General features: G+C 62.3%; 17 protein-coding genes. 7 read left to right on the forward strand and 10 right to left on the reverse strand.

Annotation, left to right across the window (positions count from 1 at the left end; genetic code table 11):
- Nucleotides 1-29: 29 nt before the first annotated feature.
- The gene (gene queG, locus SDENCHOL_RS11385; protein WP_067169756.1) at nt 30-1,118 is read right to left on the reverse strand and encodes a tRNA epoxyqueuosine(34) reductase QueG; all 1,089 of its coding nucleotides are present in this window, start codon (nt 1,116-1,118) and stop codon (nt 30-32) included.
- 36 nt (nt 1,119-1,154) lie between these two features.
- Here queG and tsaE point away from each other — a divergent pair, with 36 nt between their 5' ends.
- The 7 genes from tsaE to ispH all read left to right on the forward strand — a co-directional run bounded on the left by tsaE (nt 1,155) and on the right by ispH (nt 8,713).
- Nucleotides 1,155-1,712 (forward strand): tRNA (adenosine(37)-N6)-threonylcarbamoyltransferase complex ATPase subunit type 1 TsaE, encoded by a 558-nt coding sequence (tsaE, locus tag SDENCHOL_RS11390; protein ID WP_083522873.1) that lies wholly within the window; start codon nt 1,155-1,157, stop codon nt 1,710-1,712.
- Complete coding sequence (locus SDENCHOL_RS11395; protein WP_067169759.1) at nt 1,631-2,950, forward strand: N-acetylmuramoyl-L-alanine amidase; 1,320 nt, start codon at nt 1,631-1,633, stop codon at nt 2,948-2,950. Before tsaE ends, SDENCHOL_RS11395 begins: the two co-directional genes overlap by 82 nt.
- A 139-nt stretch (nt 2,951-3,089) precedes the next feature.
- Entirely contained in the window at nt 3,090-4,049 is a 960-nt protein-coding gene (locus SDENCHOL_RS11400; protein WP_067169761.1) for a bifunctional riboflavin kinase/FAD synthetase, read from the forward strand.
- Nucleotides 4,042-6,864 carry an isoleucine--tRNA ligase gene (gene ileS / locus SDENCHOL_RS11405; protein ID WP_154717227.1) on the forward strand — a complete coding sequence of 941 codons (2,823 nt, stop codon included), beginning with the start codon at nt 4,042-4,044 and terminating at the stop codon, nt 6,862-6,864. Before SDENCHOL_RS11400 ends, ileS begins: the two co-directional genes overlap by 8 nt.
- Nucleotides 6,854-7,339, forward strand: coding sequence for a signal peptidase II (gene lspA / locus SDENCHOL_RS11410; RefSeq protein ID WP_231912969.1), 486 nt, complete (start codon nt 6,854-6,856; stop codon nt 7,337-7,339). Before ileS ends, lspA begins: the two co-directional genes overlap by 11 nt.
- Entirely contained in the window at nt 7,336-7,767 is a 432-nt protein-coding gene (locus SDENCHOL_RS11415; protein WP_067169767.1) for an FKBP-type peptidyl-prolyl cis-trans isomerase, read from the forward strand. The genes lspA and SDENCHOL_RS11415 overlap by 4 nt, the downstream gene beginning before the upstream one ends.
- A 1-nt stretch (nt 7,768) precedes the next feature.
- Nucleotides 7,769-8,713, forward strand: coding sequence for a 4-hydroxy-3-methylbut-2-enyl diphosphate reductase (gene ispH, locus SDENCHOL_RS11420; RefSeq protein WP_067169769.1), 945 nt, complete (start codon nt 7,769-7,771; stop codon nt 8,711-8,713).
- A 117-nt stretch (nt 8,714-8,830) separates the two neighbouring features.
- Here the strand turns inward: ispH and SDENCHOL_RS11425 are convergent, their stop codons facing one another.
- The 9 genes from SDENCHOL_RS11425 to moaC all read right to left on the reverse strand — a co-directional run bounded on the left by SDENCHOL_RS11425 (nt 8,831) and on the right by moaC (nt 16,930).
- The gene (locus SDENCHOL_RS11425; RefSeq protein WP_067169770.1) at nt 8,831-10,003 is read right to left on the reverse strand and encodes a tetratricopeptide repeat protein; all 1,173 of its coding nucleotides are present in this window, start codon (nt 10,001-10,003) and stop codon (nt 8,831-8,833) included.
- Nucleotides 10,004-10,024: 21 nt separating this feature from the next.
- A complete protein-coding gene (locus SDENCHOL_RS11430) occupies nt 10,025-10,873 on the reverse strand; it encodes an ExeA family protein (protein WP_067169777.1) in 849 nt (282 codons plus the stop codon).
- A 44-nt stretch (nt 10,874-10,917) separates the two neighbouring features.
- Nucleotides 10,918-12,846, reverse strand: coding sequence for a secretin N-terminal domain-containing protein (locus SDENCHOL_RS11435; RefSeq protein WP_083522827.1), 1,929 nt, complete (start codon nt 12,844-12,846; stop codon nt 10,918-10,920).
- 7 nt (nt 12,847-12,853) lie between these two features.
- Nucleotides 12,854-13,390, reverse strand: a complete 537-nt coding sequence (locus tag SDENCHOL_RS11440; protein WP_154717228.1) for a hypothetical protein — start codon at nt 13,388-13,390, stop codon at nt 12,854-12,856.
- Nucleotides 13,375-14,091, reverse strand: coding sequence for a type II secretion system protein GspM (gspM, locus tag SDENCHOL_RS11445; RefSeq protein ID WP_154717229.1), 717 nt, complete (start codon nt 14,089-14,091; stop codon nt 13,375-13,377). Before gspM ends, SDENCHOL_RS11440 begins: the two co-directional genes overlap by 16 nt.
- Nucleotides 14,088-14,810: a PilN domain-containing protein gene (locus tag SDENCHOL_RS11450; protein ID WP_067169781.1), complete on the reverse strand. Its 723-nt coding sequence runs from the start codon at nt 14,808-14,810 to the stop codon at nt 14,088-14,090. The genes gspM and SDENCHOL_RS11450 overlap by 4 nt, the downstream gene beginning before the upstream one ends.
- 10 nt (nt 14,811-14,820) lie before the next feature.
- Nucleotides 14,821-15,762 (reverse strand): type IV pilus biogenesis protein PilM, encoded by a 942-nt coding sequence (gene pilM, locus SDENCHOL_RS11455; RefSeq protein ID WP_067170676.1) that lies wholly within the window; start codon nt 15,760-15,762, stop codon nt 14,821-14,823.
- Nucleotides 15,763-16,110: 348 nt separating this feature from the next.
- Nucleotides 16,111-16,353 (reverse strand): sulfurtransferase TusA family protein, encoded by a 243-nt coding sequence (locus SDENCHOL_RS11460; RefSeq protein ID WP_067170678.1) that lies wholly within the window; start codon nt 16,351-16,353, stop codon nt 16,111-16,113.
- Between the two features lie 82 nt (nt 16,354-16,435).
- Nucleotides 16,436-16,930 (reverse strand): cyclic pyranopterin monophosphate synthase MoaC, encoded by a 495-nt coding sequence (moaC, locus tag SDENCHOL_RS11465; RefSeq protein ID WP_067169782.1) that lies wholly within the window; start codon nt 16,928-16,930, stop codon nt 16,436-16,438.
- Between the last annotated feature and the right edge of the window lie 228 nt (nt 16,931-17,158).

Consider the following 17,158-nt stretch of genomic DNA (forward strand, 5'->3'; position numbering starts at 1 on the left):
AATGGCCGGCAGCGCTTGCCGCTGAGGTTTCAGCGAGCCACCGCCAGTACTTCCCGATGATGATGGCGCGCCAGCGCCCAGGCCACGTGCTCGCGCACCAGTTCCGAGGGATCGTCGCGGCTCTGCGCCAGGGCGGCCAGCACTGCAGGCGTGGTCGGCGCGTTGCCCAAAGCCACGGCGATGTTGCGTAGCCAGCGTTCATGGCCGATGCGGTAGATCGGGCTGCCGGCCATTTTTTCCTGAAACTCGCTTTCGCTCCAGGCGAACAGATCGACGAGACGGGCGCGATCCAGTCCGTGGCGCACGGCAAAATCCTCTTCCCGAGTCAGTTTCGGTCCGGTATTCCGGTGCCACGGACAGCAAAGCTGGCAATCGTCGCAGCCGTAGATGCGGTTGCCGATCAACGGACGCAAATCCAGCGGAATACTGCCTTTCAACTCGATGGTCAGGTAGGAGATGCAGCGCCGCGCATCGATGCGCCAGGGTGCCACGATGGCGGCGGTCGGGCAATGCGTGAGGCAAGCCGTGCAACTGCCGCAATGCGCGCTCTGCGGCGGATCGGGCGGCAGGGGCAGCGCCACGACGAGCTCGCCGAGAAAGAATGCCGACCCCGCATCGCGCGTCAGTAACAGGGTGTGCTTGCCGCGCCAGCCCAGTCCGGCACGGCTGGCGAAGTCGCCCTCCAGCAGCGGCGCGGAATCCGAGAATGCGCGATGGATGTACGGGCCGATTTCGGCTTCGATGCGCTCGGCAAGTTTCTGCAAGCGGTTGCGCAACAGCTTGTGATAGTCGCGGCCCAACGCATAGCGCGAGATATAGGCTCGCTCGCCGTCGGCAAGATTGGCCTGCGCATCGGCGGCATCCGGCCAGTAAGGCAGACGCGCCAGAATCACCGTCAGCGCGCCGGGCACCAGCTCGGCCGGGCGCGCGCGCTTCAGGCCATGGCGTGCCATATAATCCATTTCGCCGTGCCAACCGGCTTCCAGCCAGGCCAGCAAGCCGCGTTCGGCGACATCGCTGGACGTTGCCGGCGCAATCCCGACGTCGGCAAAACCGAGTTCCCTGCCCCACTGCTTGATCCGCGCGGCAAGGGCAGCCCAGTCCGTTTTCCGGTCCATTTTCCGATCCGCTTGCGAAATGTGAGTGTCCTGACGATGCATGACAGCGATGATAGCGCCTATCAACTGAGCCTGGCCGACGAAGCCGCCACGCTGGCACTGGGCGCGACACTGGCGGCCGCGCTGCCGGCAGACGACCCCGATCAAGGCCGGGCCAGGCTGGTGATTTATCTCGAAGGCGATCTGGGTGCCGGCAAGACCACGCTGGTGCGCGGCCTGCTGCGCGCGCTGGGTTTTTCCGGCAAGGTGAAAAGTCCGACCTATACTTTTGTTGAACTTTATGTTATTTCTAAATTAAACTTATATCACTTTGATTTTTATCGGTTTGAAAACGCGGAAGAGTTTCTGGATGGCGGCTTTGGCGAATACTTCGAGCAAGGAGCGATCTGTCTGGTCGAATGGCCGGACAAGGCCGCGCCCTATTTGCCCAAAGCCGATCTGCGCGTGCAGCTTGCGGTCGTCGACGAGGGGCGCCAGGCGGCACTCCGCGCAGTCAGTACGGAGGGACGACGATGTCTGACGAACTTTCAAACCAACCGGCCCGACATCTTGCAACCCGGCGCGACCTCTTTAAGTTCGCCGCCGCCTCGCTGACGCTGCTGGTCACGCGCACCGGCATCGCCGGCCCGCAAGCGCCCAGCATCATCGCAGTACGCGCCTGGCCGGCGCGCGATTACACCCGGATCACGCTGGAACACTCGGCGCCGCTGAAGTTCAGCTATCTGCAGCTTGCCGACCCCGACCGCCTGGTCGTCGATCTGGAAGGCGTCGAATTCAATTCCGTACTGCAGAACCTGCCCGACAAGATTTCCGTGGCGGATCCCTACATCAAGCTGATCCGCGCCGGGCGCAACCGTCCCGGCGTCGTCCGTATCGTCATCGAGCTCAAGAGCACGCCCGGCGGCGTCAAACCGCAGGTGTTCACGCTCGGCCCGGTCGGCGAATATGCGCATCGGCTGGTCTTCGATCTTTATCCGGGTGAACCCGTCGACCCGCTGCTGGCCCTGCTGGATGGCATCAACGACGGCGCGGCGGGCAACCCGGGAACGGACAATGCCGCCCTGAAGCTCGACGACACGCTGGGCAAGGCGCAACCCGGCAAGGCGGAAAAACCGGCGGTGGACCGCCTGGTCACCGTCGTCATCGATCCGGGGCATGGCGGCGAGGATCCGGGGGCCATCGGCCGCGGCGGCAGCTACGAAAAGCACGTCACCTTGTCGATCTCCCGGCGCCTCAAGGCGAAGATCGATGCCGAACCCAACATGCGCGCGGTACTGACGCGCGATGGCGACTATTTCATCCCGCTCCACCAGCGCGTGCAGAAGGCGCGTCGCCTGCAGGCCGACCTGTTCGTCTCGGTGCATGCCGATGCCTTCATCAAGCCGACGGCGCGCGGCTCCAGCGTTTTCGTGCTGTCGGAAACCGGCGCTTCCTCGGTGGCCGCACGCTGGCTGGCACAGCGCGAGAATGCCGCCGACCTGATCGGCGGCGTCAATCTCGGCGTCAAGGATCCCTATCTCGCCCGTACCCTGCTCGACCTGTCGCAGACGGCGACCAACAATGACAGCCTCAAGCTGGGCAAGGCCGTGCTCGGCGAGCTGGGCGGCATCAACACCCTGCACAAACCGCATGTCGAACTCGCCGGCTTCGCCGTGCTCAAGGCGCCGGACATTCCCTCCATCCTGGTCGAAACAGCGTTCATTTCCAATCCCGAGGAAGAACGCCGGCTGATCGACGAAGCCTATCAGGACAAAATGGCCGAAGCCCTGCTGCGCGGCCTCAAGCGCTACTTCGCCAGCAACCCGCCGCTGGCGAAATCGCGCCTGACCTGAGCCTTGCGGGAAGAACGCAAGTCCCTGCGCCCCCGGCGTCTCCAGTGTCCCCGGCGCTGCCGGGCTGGCTGATATAATCGCCCGTTTCCCGCGCCTGGCGCGCCCACCTCATCGTTCTTCCTCATTTCTCACCGCATCCATGCAGGTCTTACGCAGCGTTTCCGGGCAGGCGAAGGCGCTTTCGTCTTGCGGGCCATGTGTGCTGACCATCGGCAATTTCGATGGCCTGCACCGTGGCCACCAGCACTTGCTCGAACGCCTGACGGCCAAGGCGCGCAGCCTGGGTTTGCCGGCGACGGTGATGACCTTCGAGCCGCATCCGCGCGAGCTGTTCGCCCCCGAGCAGGCGCCGCCGCGCCTGACCAGCCTGCGCGAGAAGCTCGAACTGCTGGCCGCCCGGGGTGTGGATTGCGTCTATGTCTGCCACTTCGACGCCCGCCTGGCCGCGCTGGAGGCGGAAGATTTCATCCAGCGCATCCTGGTGGATGGCCTGGGCGTGCGGCATCTTTTCGTCGGTGACGATTTTTGCTTCGGCAAGGGACGGCGCGGCGATTTCGCCATGCTGCAACGTGCCGGCGAGGAGCGAGGTTTCACTGTCGAGGCCATGCAGACCATCGAATGGCAGGGTGAGCGCGTATCGAGTTCCTTCGTGCGCGAAGTGCTTGCCGCGGGCGATCTGGAACATGCGCAGCGCCTGCTGGGACGGCCCTATTCCATCAGCGGCCGGGTAGCGCATGGCGACAAGATCGGCCGCCGGATCGGCTATCCCACCGCCAATATCCGCCTCAAGCGCAAGCGCGTGCCGCTGGCCGGCGTCTTTGCCGTCGAGCTGCTGGGCATCGACGGCGATTGCGCACGGCGCTGGCCGGGCGCTGCCAGCCTGGGCACGCGGCCAACCATCGCTGCCAGCCTGCAGCCGGTGCTGGAAGTCCATCTGCTCGACTTCGAGCGCGAGATCTATGGCACGCACGTCACGGTAAATTTTCTGCACAAGTTGCGTGACGAAGCGCGTTTCGATTCACTTGAAGAACTCACGGCGCACATCGCCCGCGATGTCGCTGCCGTGCGCACCTATTTCCAGGGCATGAAAAATGGCTGATTCCGACTACCGCAAGACCCTGAACATGCCCGATACGCCTTTCCCGATGCGCGGCGATCTGGCGAAACGCGAGCCGGGCTGGGTGCAGGAGTGGCAGGAAAAGCACATCTACCGCCGGATTCGCGAACTGTCCGCGCGCGAGCAGCGCCCGCGCTTCGTTCTCCACGACGGCCCGCCGTATGCCAATGGCGACATCCACATCGGCCATGCGGTAAACAAGATCCTCAAGGACATCATCATCCGCTCGAAGACGCTGGCTGGCTTCGATGCGCCCTATGTGCCGGGCTGGGACTGCCATGGCATGCCGATCGAAATCCAGATCGAAAAAACCCACGGCAAGCATTTGCCGCGTACTGAAGTGCAGCAGCGGGCGCGTGCCTATGCGGCCGAGCAGGTGGCGCGGCAGAAAAAGGACTTCATTCGCCTGGGTGTGCTGGGTGAGTGGGACAACCCCTATCTCACCATGGCCTACCGGACCGAAGCCGATGAAATCCGCGCGCTCGGCAAGATCATGCAGCAAGGCTATCTGTACCGCGGTCTCAAGCCGGTGAACTGGTGTCTCGATTGCGGCTCGGCGCTGGCCGAGGCGGAGGTCGAATACGAGGACAAGACTTCACCGGCCATCGATGTTGCCTTCCCCGTCGTCGATGGCGCCGCGCTGGGCGCGGCATTCGGCGTGGGCATCGCGCAGCCGGCCTTTGCGGTGATCTGGACGACCACGCCCTGGACCCTGCCGGCCAACGAAGCGGTCAGCGTCCATCCCGAGTTCGACTACGATCTGATCGAGACGCCGAAAGGTTTACTGATCCTGGCGCATGAACTGGCGGCCGCCTGCCTGGAACGCTACGCGCTGACCGGCCGGACGCTGGCGACCTGCAAGGGCGCGGCGCTGGAAGGCCTGGCGCTGCGCCATCCCTTCCAGGCGCGCGAGGTGCGCATCATCTGCGGCACGCACGTCACGATTGATGCCGGTACCGGCCAGGTACATACCGCCCCGGCGCACGGGGTGGACGACTACGTCATCGGCAGGAAATACGACCTGCCGATCAACAACCCGGTGGGAGACGATGGCCGCTTCCTGGAGAACGTGCCGGCACTCGGCGTGGGCGAACTGGCCGGCCAGACGGTATGGCAGGCCAACCCGCTGGTGCTGGAGGAACTGGCCGCCAGCGGCCTGCTGCTCAGGCAGGAAAGCATCCGCCACAGCTATCCGCATTGCTGGCGTCACAAGACGCCGATCATTTTCCGCGCCACCACGCAGTGGTTCATCGGCATGGAGCGCAAACACAGCGAACAGGCGCCGACCCTGCGCCAGATGGCCGAAAGCGCCGTCGATGCGACGCAATTCTTTCCCGCCTGGGGGCGCGCGCGGCTGGAAGCGATGATGAAAAGCCGCCCGGATTGGTGCATCTCGCGCCAGCGCAACTGGGGCGTACCGATTCCCTTTTTCCTGCACAGGGAAACGGGCGAGCCGCACCCGCGCAGCGCCGAGCTGCTGGAGCAGGTTGCGCAGCGCGTGGAACAAGCCGGCATCGAAGCCTGGTTCAACCTCGACGCGAAGGAACTGCTCGGCGAAGAAGCCCAGCATTACAGCAAGATGAGCGATACGCTGGATGTGTGGTTCGACTCCGGCATCACGCATCTGTCGGTGATGCGCGGCTCGCATGCCGAACAACTGGCCTGGCCGGCCGATCTCTATCTCGAAGGCTCCGACCAGCATCGCGGCTGGTTCCAGTCTTCGCTGCTCACCGGCTGCGCCATCGACGGCCGCGCGCCCTACCAGGCGCTGCTGACCCATGGTTTCGTGGTCGATGGCAAGGGCCACAAGATGTCGAAATCCAAGGGCAACGTCATTGCGCCGCAAAAGGTGTCGGACAGCCTGGGCGCGGAAATCCTGCGTCTGTGGACGGCGGCCACCGATTACTCCGGCGAACTGTCGATTTCCGACGAAATCCTCAAGCGCGTGGTCGAATCCTATCGGCGCATCCGCAATACCCTGCGCTTCCTGCTTGCCAATACCGCCGATTTTTCCGCCGACGATCCGGGCCAGATGCTGCCAGTGGCGCAATGGCTGGAAATCGACCGCTATGCGCTGGCGATGACCCGCCAGTTGCAGACGCAGGTGTGCGCCGATTACGAACGCTACGAATTCCACAAGGTGGTGCAGGCGCTGCAGCACTTCTGCTCGGAAGATCTTGGCGCTATCTACCTCGACATCCTCAAGGACCGCCTCTACACCACGGCGGAAAATTCCCGCGCCCGCCGCTCGGCGCAAAGCGCGCTGTGGCACATCCTGCAGACCCTCACGCGCCTGATGGCGCCGATACTCAGCTTCACCGCCGAGGAAATCTGGGCGCTGACCGGCAAGAACCAGAATCTGGAAAGCGTGATGCTCACCCGCTGGCATGAACTGCCCGCGGCGCCAGCGGATGAAGCCGCGCTGCTGCAGCGCTGGCAGCAGATCCGGGAAATCCGCGGCGAAGCCAGCAAGGTGCTGGAAGACCTGCGTGCGGCCGGCAAGATCGGTTCCTCGCTGCAGGCCGAAGTGGAAATCCGCGCCAGCGGCGCGCGCCATGAACTGCTTGCTTCCCTGGGCGACGATCTGCGCTTCATCCTGATCTGCTCGAAAACCATCCTGGTGAAAGTCGCCGATGCCGCAGCCGAAGCGATCATCGCCACGCCCACCGCGCACCGCAAATGCGTGCGCTGCTGGCACTGGCGCGAGGATGTCGGCCACGCTGCCGAACATCCGGAGCTGTGCGGACGCTGTACCAGCAACCTCTACGCCGAAGGAGAACCGCGCCATGCTGCCTGAGATGCGCAAATGGCTGGCGCTGGCCCTGCTGATCATCGTGCTCGACCAGATCACCAAGGCGCTGGTGGTGGCAAATTTCCAGTTGGGCGAAGTTCGCACGCTGACTTCGTTCTTCGATCTGGTCTTCGTCTTCAACCCGGGCGCGGCCTTCAGTTTTCTTGCCGATGCCGGTGGCTGGCAGCGCTGGTTTTTCACTGCGCTGGCCTTCGCCATTTGCGGCTGGCTGTTCTTCCTGCTGCGCCACCACGCGCAGGAAAGGCTGATGCCGTTTGCCATTGCCCTGGTCATGGGCGGCGCGCTGGGCAATGTCATCGACCGTTTCGCCTATGGCGCGGTGGTCGATTTTCTCTCCTTCCATATCGATAAATATTACTGGCCAGCCTTCAATGTCGCCGACTCGGGCATTACCGTTGGCGCCATGCTGATCATCTGGCGCCAGTTCGTGCCCAGTTCTTCCCGGAGCCAATCAACATGAGCGAGCAAGTCAAGGCCGATAGCCTGGTCACCCTGAACTACCGCGTGGCCAGCAGCGATGGCGTCGAATTCATCGGCACCTTCAATGCCGCGCCGGCCGTGCTGAAGCTGGGCAACGACGAACTGGCGCCCGCGCTGGAACGCTGCCTGACCGGCATGTCCGTGGGCGAACGCCAGATCTTCGATCTGCAGCCGCAGGATGCCTTCGGCCCGCATCTGCCGCATCTGGTGCAACGCATCCCGCGTGAGCGCCTGCCCAACGGCGACAGACTGCAGACGCAAACCCTGCTCGAATTCGATGCCCCGAACGGCGCGCGTTTCACCGGCCTGATTTGCGAACTCGACGCGCAAACCGCGCTGATCGACTTCAATCATCCGCTGGCCGGCAAGCCAGTCCGCTTCGAGGCGGAAATCATCGGCGTCATCTGAAATGGCCGAGAAACCCGCCGAACAACGCATCCTGCTCGCCAATCCGCGCGGTTTCTGCGCTGGCGTCGAGCGCGCCATCGCCATCGTCGAGCGCGCGCTGGCGAAGTTCGGCGCACCGATCTACGTGCATCACGAAGTGGTGCATAACCGCTACGTCGTCGACGACCTGCGCGCCAAGGGCGCAATCTTCGTCGATTCGCTCGACGAAGTGCCGGCCGGTGCCACCTTGATCTTCAGCGCGCATGGCGTATCCAGAACCGTCAGTGAAACCGCGCAGGCACGCGGTTTCCGCATCTTCGACGCCACCTGCCCGCTGGTCACCAAGGTGCATGTCGAAGTCGCCCGCATGCACGACAACGAACGCGAAATCGTCATGATCGGCCATCGCGGCCATCCGGAAGTCGAAGGCACCATGGGCCAGGTGGCCGGCGGCATCCATCTGGTCGAAAACCTGGCCGATGTCGCCCGGCTGGAAATCCGCAATCCCGAACGCCTGTCCTACGTCACCCAGACCACGCTGTCGGTCGATGATGCCGCCACCATCGTCGCCGCCCTGCGGCAACGCTTTCCAGACATCCAGGGACCGAAGAAGGACGACATCTGCTACGCCACGCAGAACCGCCAGGATGCCGTCAAGCAACTGGCCAGCCAATGCGATGTGGTCATCGTCGTCGGCTCGCAGAACAGCTCCAACTCCAACCGTCTGCGCGAAGTGGCGGAAAACCTGGGGACGCCGGCCTATCTCGTCGATGCCGCCGGGCAGTTGGAGCCGGCCTGGTTCGCCGGCAAATCGCGCGTCGGCCTCACCGCCGGCGCTTCGGCTCCGGAAGTGCTGGTCGAAGAAATCATCGCGCAACTGCGTCGCTGGGGTGTGAGCAGCGTCCAGCCCTTGACCGGAGTGGTGGAAAACACGGCCTTTCCCTTGCCGCGCGAATTGACGAATTGACTGATTCGAGGTGACCGGAACGCGTGTTCGCGCTCTCGTCCCATCGCACCCTCACACTCTCGCACTTGTCGATGCGGCGGATTGCATTCCCGCACACCGGCGCATGAAAGCGGCGAATCAGGGCCGCAGCTTGCGTTCGAGCGAGTCTGCCAGTGAAGGCGGCAAGCCGCCGATCGCCTGGGCGCGCAACCAGGCATCGCGCGCCTCTGCCAACTGGCCGTCGGCCTCCAGCACACTGCCGAGCGCGTACCACCAGCGCGCTTCCTGCGGCTTGAGACGCAATGCGGCCCGATAATATTGCGCGGCCTCGCGCGGTTTCTTCAGGTGCTGCAGCAGCACGGCGGCAAAGCCTTGATAGTCGGCATTCCGTCCGGCACTACTCTGATGCCGCTGCAGGGTTTCCCAGGCGTCGGCCGGCCGGCCGCGCTCGACCTGGATGCGCGCCGCCGTCATGGCCCAGTCCGCGCGCTCGGGCAGCAATCCCAAGCTGTCCTTCAACAGAACCAGAGCGTCATCCAGTTGGCCCTGCTCGATGTAAATGCCCAGCAGGGTCTGACGCAGCGCAGTCTGCCGAGGCATTTCACGCAATCCCTGTTGCAAACGGCTGATGGCATCGCTCGTCCGGCCTTGCCTGTAGAGCTGGATGGCCTTGCGCAGGATTTCGCTGCCCGGCTCGCCGCGGTCGGTTTTTTCAATTCTTGCGGGCGCTTCCGTCTCGTTGGCCGGCATTGGCGACACCGGGGCTGCGGCGTCTTCCTTGCTGCTCGTTTTTTGCGGCGGCACTTTTTCTTCCGCCGCCTCTGTTGCCCCTGCTGCCTTTGCTTCCAGCCTGACTTCCTCTGGTTGCTTGGCAGCGGTTTCGGCGGCTGGCTTTTTCCCTGTCGCGGCGACGGGCATCGATCCCGACACACCGGTCAGCTTCAGTGTCCGATCCAGGCGCAACCCGAAATTGCCGGATTGCTGCACCTCTGCCAGCGTCGGCAGAGAGGCGAGCCATTCACCTTCCAGCGTCTCAACCGGCATGCCGGGTGAAGATGCGGTCTGCTCTGCCGCCGTGCCGGGGCCGGCACCGGGTGTCGCCGAGGCATCAACCGGCTTGGCCGATCGCCAGGCATCGATTCCCAGCGCAGCCACGACACCACCTGCAAGCACCATCAGCACCAGCAAAAGCAACCGGTGGATATCCTGCCTGCCGGCAGGCAGGGCGCGGACCTGGTGCGGCATGAGTGTCGCCGCATCGCTGGCATGGCGTGCATCGAGGTCACGCAGCATCTGGTTGATCAGGCTCATGGTCGCGCTCAGCCTCCCCTTTCAACTCAACCAGCGTTTGAACAGGCCGCGCACCTTGCCCTTGAGCCCTGCCGTATCACGCGCCGCCGCCACCACATGAGCCACCTCGACCGTCGCCTTGCCTTCGCCATAGGCGGCCAGCAACGCCTTGTTGGCAAGGATGTTCACCAGCCGCGGCGTGCCGCTGGAATATTGGTAAAGGCGCTGCGCCGCCCGGCGCGAAAACAAGGGCGGCCCGCGATGTCCGGCAATCTTGAGGCGATGATCGAGGTAGTACTCGAATTCCTCGCGCCGCAGCCCCGGCAGATGGTAATGAAAGGCGATGCGCTGCTGAAGCTGGCGCACCGAGGGGTCGGCAAGGTTGTGATCCAGTTCGGGCTGGCCGAACAGCACGACATGGATGAGTTTGTGTTTTTCGGTTTCGAGATTGGACAGCAGACGCAGCGCTTCCAGGCTCGCCAGGGGCGCTGCCTGGGCCTCATCCACACAGCAGACGACCGTGCGGCCGGCCTGCGAAAGCTCCAGCAGGCGCTGGTTGATGTGCTTGATCAGCTGGAATTGCGACTCGCCCGGATCGAGCTTCAAGCCCAGTTCCTCGGCCACGGCCAGCAGCAAGGGCAGCGGAGCAATCGAGGGATTGGGCAGATAGACGCTGAAATATTCCTCGCCCAGGGTGGCGAGAAAACGGCGGCACAGCAAGGTCTTTCCCGTACCGACTTCCCCGGTGATCTTGATGAAGCCCTCACCGCTGGCCAACCCGATCAGCAGCGTATTCAAGGCCTCCTGATGGGCGGTTGCCGAATAGACGAAGCTGGTGTCGGGCGTGATGCCAAACGGCCGCTCAGTCAGGCCGAAATGCGCGAGATACAAAGTTCAGCCTCTGTCATGCGCTGGCCCATCACACCGGCCAGGCGCTAATTGCGCAATTGCCACGACGACTTCACCGGCCCGGCAGGCGGGGAATCCGACTCCGGCTGGCGCACGTCGAAGGAGGACATCCGCTCATTCAAACCCTGCAGATCGTCCTGCCAGTTTTTGTCCTTGTCGACGATCGTCGGTTTGATCAGGATCACCATTTCGGTCTTGTTGACCGACGTGTTGCGTTGACCGAAAAGGAAACTGAACGGCGTCCCACCGGTACCCGGCAACTGCGAGCTCGACCTTGCCTGCTGCTGCTTCATCAGGCCGCCGATGGCGACGATGCTGCCGTCCCGCACACGGACGATGCTGTCGGATTCGTTGATCTCGCTGGACGGCTGGGGCAGCTTGAGGATGCCGCCATTTGTGCCCAGATCGATCACCTTCTCGATTTCGGTGACCTGGCTGACCGCAGGGTGCACATGCAGGATGATGTTGCCGTCATTGTCGATCTGTGGCGTGACATCCAGCGAAATGCCGGAGAAGAAGGGCTGCAGATCGACCGTCGGCGGCGTACCGGCAACCGAAGTCGTCGTCGGCGTACCGCCGGATACATTGGTGACGAACATGTCATCCGTACCGACCTTGAGCAAGGCTTTCTGGTTGTTGAGCGTGGCAATGCGCGGACTGGAGAGCACGGCGACATCGCCCTGCGTTTCCAGGAAGGACAGCAGAGCGGCAAAGTTGGCGGTCTGGAAGGCCAGGCCGACGAAACCATTGCCAAACGAGTCGGTGATTGCGGAACCACCCTTGCCGGGAGTTATGGTCAGGCCCGTGCCCGATTGCAGCGCGCCGCTGGTATTCAGGCTGGCCTTGGAACCCATCACCCCCACCATGCTGTTGCCAGGGTGCGTACTGTTGAAAATCTTGCCGCTGGTGGTCGTGTTGAAGATCGCCCAGTTGATGCCGGTCTGCGCCGCATTGTTGAGCGTCACGGAAATGATCTTGGCTTCCAGCATCACCTGTCGCTCGACCACCAGTTGCGTGGCCTTGAGGTAGGACTCGACGGCGCGCAACTCCTTGGGCAGCGCCCGCACGACGACCACACCGGACATCTGATTGATGTGCACACGCTTGCCCCCGGCAGCACCGGCAGCCTCGGCATCATCACTCTCCTTGCTGGCAAGGACCATGGAGTTGAGCGCCTCTCTCAATTCCTCCCAGAAATTGACGCTGGATTGCGTGCTGACCGAACTGGTATCCGTCGTGTTACCGCCCGCCGCGCCGCCCGTACCCGTCTTCGAGGAAGACGAACCCGTGGAAGCATCGCCACTGCCGCTCCCCGTGGATGGCAGCGCGGTCGAAGCGATCCGCAGGTTGCTGGAGGACTTGCGCTGGCTCACCAGGTAGTTGATCTGGAAAATCCGCGTCTGCAAGGTATTGGCCTGGATGAAGACGCGGGTCCCCTTGACCTTGTATTCATAGCCGTACAGCTCGCGTATGGTGTCGAGCGCTTCCAGAACCGTCACGTCCTTGAGATTGACGGTAATCGTCCCGCCCAGATCCGGCGGCAGCAGCATGCTGTAACGCGTGCCGGTCACCAGCGCCATGAAGACCTGGGCAGCCGGCGCATTGACGACGGACAGGTCGAAACGCGCTTCGGCCTCGGCCTTGATCACGGGTTCTTCGATCTGCAAGGGTGGCATCAATGCCGGATCGATCGCCTCATTTTTCGGCTGGGGCTCGGTAGCGCCACGCTTGAGATTGTCGCGCACGCTGTCATTGACCGAACCATATTTGACCAGCGGCAGACTGCACCCCGCCAGCAGCAGGGATGCCAGCAGACCGGCTCCCGTTCGGCGAATGGCTCGCGGTTCCGCAAGCAGACTGCCGCATGAGATGCTCCACGCTTTGCGGATGTTGCGACGAACGTCCGCTGCAGTCTGGGTCGCATGAGAGTATCGAAAGAATGTGGAATCGTTCATGGCAGATTCACTTCGTGAGAGTGGAGTTTGTCTTGCTGCGCTTACCAGCCTTTTTCCCCGATTTGTTGGCTGATTCCACCTGTGATGGTGCAGTCGGGACCACGGTCTTGCGCTCGGCATCCGGCATCAGGCGCAGTGTCTCCTTGCCATTTGCCCCCTGTAAAACGGCTTCCGTTTCCGTCAGGCTGATCAGGCGGGATTCACCCAGCATGCCGCCCAATTCGACGCTCTGGCCATTGATGATCGCCAGCGGTTTGGCGCCCTTGCGCAGCAGCACCGTCTGCAAGCCCAGCGGCGGCGGCTGGTCCGGCTGTTCTTCCTCTTGTACGGCAGTTTCCACCAATGCGGCCGGCGGTCTGGTCGGATCCGCCAAAGCCGCCGCGCCCGATTGTGCAAAGGCTGCGCCTGAGGTCAATCCGCACATGGACAGCAGCATCAGTACGCCAGCACGCAGCGGCAGCCACTGCCCCGCCGGTTTCAGTACACCCGGTACAAGTGGCGCGCTCACACTCACACCGGCACTCGCATTCAGACCACCAGCCATAGTTTGTCCAGACTCAAGGTGTAGACCGTCAACGTCAAAACACAGCGCGGGTGCTTTTCCACCACCAACTCGGCATTGGCCCAGACGGTACGCTGCGGCATCGCCTCGATCGCCTCCAGGTAGGCCAGCAAATCGCCATAGCTGCCGGCAATGCGAAGCTCGATCGCATGCTTGTAGATATTCGTTGCCAGATTATTGCCGGAAAGCGGAGCGGGTTTGCCCGAGCGGCCACCTTTTGCGCCCCGGCCGTCGAGATCCTGCCCGCCACCCGATTGTTCGATCAAGGGCGCGACAGGCAGGGTGCGCAATGAAATCAACTCAAGGTTGCGGTTTCTTGCGAGCAGGCCTTCCAGGTATTCCTGCATTTTCTCCGGCATGACCAGGCTGTCCTGCACATTGCGCAAGCGCATGTCGATCGCCGCCATGGTCTTGCGCACTTCCTGCAGGGCCGCCCGATTGCTGGCGTCCGGATCCTTGTGCTGTGCCTGGAGAGCGCTGATCTGCGTTTCCAGCGTGGCGAGATCGTTCTTGATCTGCACAATGCGTTTGGCTTGTGCTGCCTGCCGGGAAATCTGTGGATCGATCAAGGCCAGATAACCGATGACCAAGAGACCGAACAGTACGGCGCCAGCGATCGTCGCTCTTTCACGCTGCGACAAGGTATCGAAACGTTCAAAAAGCTGCAGCAGCCTCTCCTTCATTGCCTGACCTCCAGAACCGTCGTCTTGCCTGAAGCGGCAACCCCGGCAGCAGACCTGGATGTTTCAACCGGCGTGGTGCGTATCACGAATTCGATGTAGTCCGGCGATGCTGCCTTCACATGCGCCGACACCGATGCCGATGCCGAATCCAGCTCGGGAACCGCATCCTGCGCCGGGCGTTCGATGACCAGCGAGGAAAAACTCACGCCCCGGAAAACCGCTTCCGACTTGAGGCGCTGGATGAACTCCGGCAGAGCGGTCGATCTGAGCATGCGTCCGCGAATTTCGACATCCCTGCTGACCGGGTTCAGGACGAATCCTGTCAGCCACAGACCATTCGGCGCCTGTCTGGCAAAACCGCGCAAGAATTCGGCAAATCCGGAATTGCCCGTGAAAACGCCGCGCTCCAGGGTGGCGATGACTTCTTCGCGCAGATTCAGCATGGCCCGCGAATTGGACAGCTCCTCAGCCAGCACCGGATCTATTGCCGCCTCTGTCGTACGCGCGCTCATCTCCACCAGCTGCGCCTGCGCCGCCTTCAGCTCTTCCGCACGTTTGTCGGCCTCGACCTGCGCACTGCTCGCCCTCTGACGCGCGACGGAGCCGGCCACCAGGATCAGGACGAGCAGAACACCCACTGCCATGGCAAGCGGAACGGCCGAAAGCAGATCGCGCGTCTTGCGCAGCGCCGGATTGATCAGGTTGATCTGCTGTAGCATTCAAATCACCTCACTCGCGCAAAGCCGCACCGAGCGTCTTGAGGTATTGCGCCTGACGGGCCGGCTGGGAAAGCTCGGGCACCAACGAAAAATCCAGCACTTCGGCAAGATCCATTTCACTGACCGGCAGAGAAAGATATTCACGCAGATAATCCACCAATCCAGGGACCGTAGGCAGCGGCGCCAACATGACGCGCGTCACATTGATGTGGCTGTGCAGACGCTCGAAATTATCCAGGGATCGCTGCATTTCCAGCCCGATACGGTCAAAAAGCTGCTGCCGCCATTCACCTTCGGCTTCTTCCAGCTTGCTGCGATTGATCTCGATCTGGCGCACGGCGTAGAGCTCGTCGCGAAACGTGAATATCAGCAGCGCCCGCTCTTCATCAACCACCAGTACAGCCAGACCGCGATCCGTCTCCTCGAACAGGGCAGCGATATTGCGGATCGCCATTTCCGGAATGTCGATCACTTCGAGCGTCACGCCGGCGCTGTCGAACAAGCTCATCTGCTCGGCAATCAGGGCATCGCCGGCAGCAGCAACCAACCCCTGCCGCACGCGCCCGGTACGTCCGGCAATATCCGGAACTTCAGCCAGATCGATCGTCAATCCCTCGACCGGGAAGTCAACCATATCCTTGATTTTCCAGCGTACCGCCTCCTTCATTTCGTCCGGAGGCACGGCAGGCAGTTCGATCTGCAACAGATGGTATTCGTCGGGATTCAGCAACAGGGTGCTGTGACACTGACCCAACCCATGGCTCCGGGCCAAGCCGCGCAGTACGAAGAGATCACCGGCGCCGCGCTGCTCGGAACGCAGCATGAGAACCTCGGGCTTCTGCCCGGGACGGCGGCAAACGTGGGCGACAGCCAAGCTCTCCCGGTCAAAGGAAACAGCCATCCTGCCATCCTGCAGCTTGGTCTTCAGGAATCTCTGGCCCAGCGATGCCATCATCGCCTTTGCAGCTTCGCGTAGCTGTATCCGTTTCACAAATTATGTATCCGTCTCACAAATCGATACCCGCCTGTACCATCCATGGTCTGCAATCTGCAATCCATGACCTGGACCGGGAAACCGGAAATTGGCCCACACACTTTAGCGACGGCGCAATGCCGTCAATGACTGCAATACTGGGTGAATTACCCCGCGTTTCTGCTCATCCAGCATCAAAACCCAACCATTCGACCCTGACCCACACGTCCGGGAGTGCAGATTGTACCCACCTGAACGATCACCTTACTCCCCAACCCGCCTCCACCTCCGTCTCCGGCAATGGGATATCGAGCCAGGCAAATCGGCTCATTTGCGTACCAGGTGAAACTCGAACTCCTGGTTTCCCGTCTCGGTACTTGTCTCGGTACTCGAAATCAGCTCATTGCCCGTTTGCAGGGCAAATGCATTGAAATCCCTGACCGACCCCGGATCGGTGGTCACAATCCGCAAAATCTGGCCACTGCTCATGTCGTTCAGTGCCTTCTTGGCGCGCAGGATCGGTAGTGGGCAGTTCAGGCCACGTGCATCCAGATCCTTGTCGAAACGGATAGTCATGCTCTCTCCTGTCTATGGAACTATAGAAGCGCGTTCATTCACGTTCATTCAATTGCCGCCTGCAACATGACCGTCATCAGGCAGCAAGCCAATGCCCGGATTTTCCCCCGGACTTTTCAACCAGCCGCACATCCTCGATACGCATGCCACGGTCCGCAGCCTTGCACATATCGTAGATGGTCAGCAGCCCGATATTCGTTGCGACCAGCGCCTCCATCTCGACGCCGGTGCGGCCCAGGGTTTCCGCCGTCACCTCGCAAACGACCCGGCTGCGCTCGGCATCGACCAGAAATTCGACAGCCACCCGCGTCAATGACAGAGGATGGCACAAGGGGATCAGATCGGCTGTCCGTTTTGACGCCTGGATGGCCGCAATCCGCGCAACCCCCAGCACATCACCCTTCTTTGCACTGCCCTCCCGGATCAGCGCCAGCGTCTCCGGCTGCATCACAATGCAGCCGGCCGCCCGCGCCACCCGGCGGGTTTCGGCCTTTTCCCCGACATCGACCATGTGAGCCTGGCCGGCGCCATCAAAATGCGTCAAGGGTGAATGTGAATCCGTACAACTCATGACCAACCGTTTCCCCGTTTCCTCGTTCCCGGCTTTCCTGTCCTGGGCACCCCGCAGCCGAAACACCACCCGGAATGCATCAAACCCTGCCGATGTTGGGACATTATGTCACAGCAGTGCGGCACAAAACTCAACCCATCCCGATATTTGCCGGCGATTGCGGATTTCTCCGCAAAACCGCATGGAACCATGTATTCGAACGTATATCATAGGCAGGATGCGAATCCG

It is taken from the genome of Sterolibacterium denitrificans (assembly GCF_900174485.1).
GTDB classification, from domain to species: domain Bacteria; phylum Pseudomonadota; class Gammaproteobacteria; order Burkholderiales; family Rhodocyclaceae; genus Sterolibacterium; species Sterolibacterium denitrificans.

Excerpts from the sequence above, each read along its gene's own strand:
- pilM (WP_067170676.1), bottom strand. The coding sequence starts at position 15,762 with ATGGCATCGCTGGGCCAGAGATTCCTGAAGACCAAGCTGCAGGATGGC.
- SDENCHOL_RS11415 (WP_067169767.1), top strand. The coding sequence starts at position 7,336 with ATGAGCGAGCAAGTCAAGGCCGATAGCCTGGTCACCCTGAACTACCGC.
- SDENCHOL_RS11395 (WP_067169759.1), top strand. The coding sequence starts at position 1,631 with ATGTCTGACGAACTTTCAAACCAACCGGCCCGACATCTTGCAACCCGG.
- SDENCHOL_RS11450 (WP_067169781.1), bottom strand. The coding sequence starts at position 14,810 with ATGCTACAGCAGATCAACCTGATCAATCCGGCGCTGCGCAAGACGCGC.
- SDENCHOL_RS11435 (WP_083522827.1), bottom strand. The coding sequence starts at position 12,846 with ATGAACGATTCCACATTCTTTCGATACTCTCATGCGACCCAGACTGCA.
- queG (WP_067169756.1), bottom strand. The coding sequence starts at position 1,118 with ATGGACCGGAAAACGGACTGGGCTGCCCTTGCCGCGCGGATCAAGCAG.
- ispH (WP_067169769.1), top strand. The coding sequence starts at position 7,769 with ATGGCCGAGAAACCCGCCGAACAACGCATCCTGCTCGCCAATCCGCGC.
- SDENCHOL_RS11440 (WP_154717228.1), bottom strand. The coding sequence starts at position 13,390 with ATGGCTGGTGGTCTGAATGCGAGTGCCGGTGTGAGTGTGAGCGCGCCA.
- moaC (WP_067169782.1), bottom strand. The coding sequence starts at position 16,930 with ATGAGTTGTACGGATTCACATTCACCCTTGACGCATTTTGATGGCGCC.
- SDENCHOL_RS11425 (WP_067169770.1), bottom strand. The coding sequence starts at position 10,003 with ATGAGCCTGATCAACCAGATGCTGCGTGACCTCGATGCACGCCATGCC.
- lspA (WP_231912969.1), top strand. The coding sequence starts at position 6,854 with ATGCTGCCTGAGATGCGCAAATGGCTGGCGCTGGCCCTGCTGATCATC.
- ileS (WP_154717227.1), top strand. The coding sequence starts at position 4,042 with ATGGCTGATTCCGACTACCGCAAGACCCTGAACATGCCCGATACGCCT.
- tsaE (WP_083522873.1), top strand. The coding sequence starts at position 1,155 with ATGCATGACAGCGATGATAGCGCCTATCAACTGAGCCTGGCCGACGAA.
- gspM (WP_154717229.1), bottom strand. The coding sequence starts at position 14,091 with ATGAAGGAGAGGCTGCTGCAGCTTTTTGAACGTTTCGATACCTTGTCG.
- SDENCHOL_RS11400 (WP_067169761.1), top strand. The coding sequence starts at position 3,090 with ATGCAGGTCTTACGCAGCGTTTCCGGGCAGGCGAAGGCGCTTTCGTCT.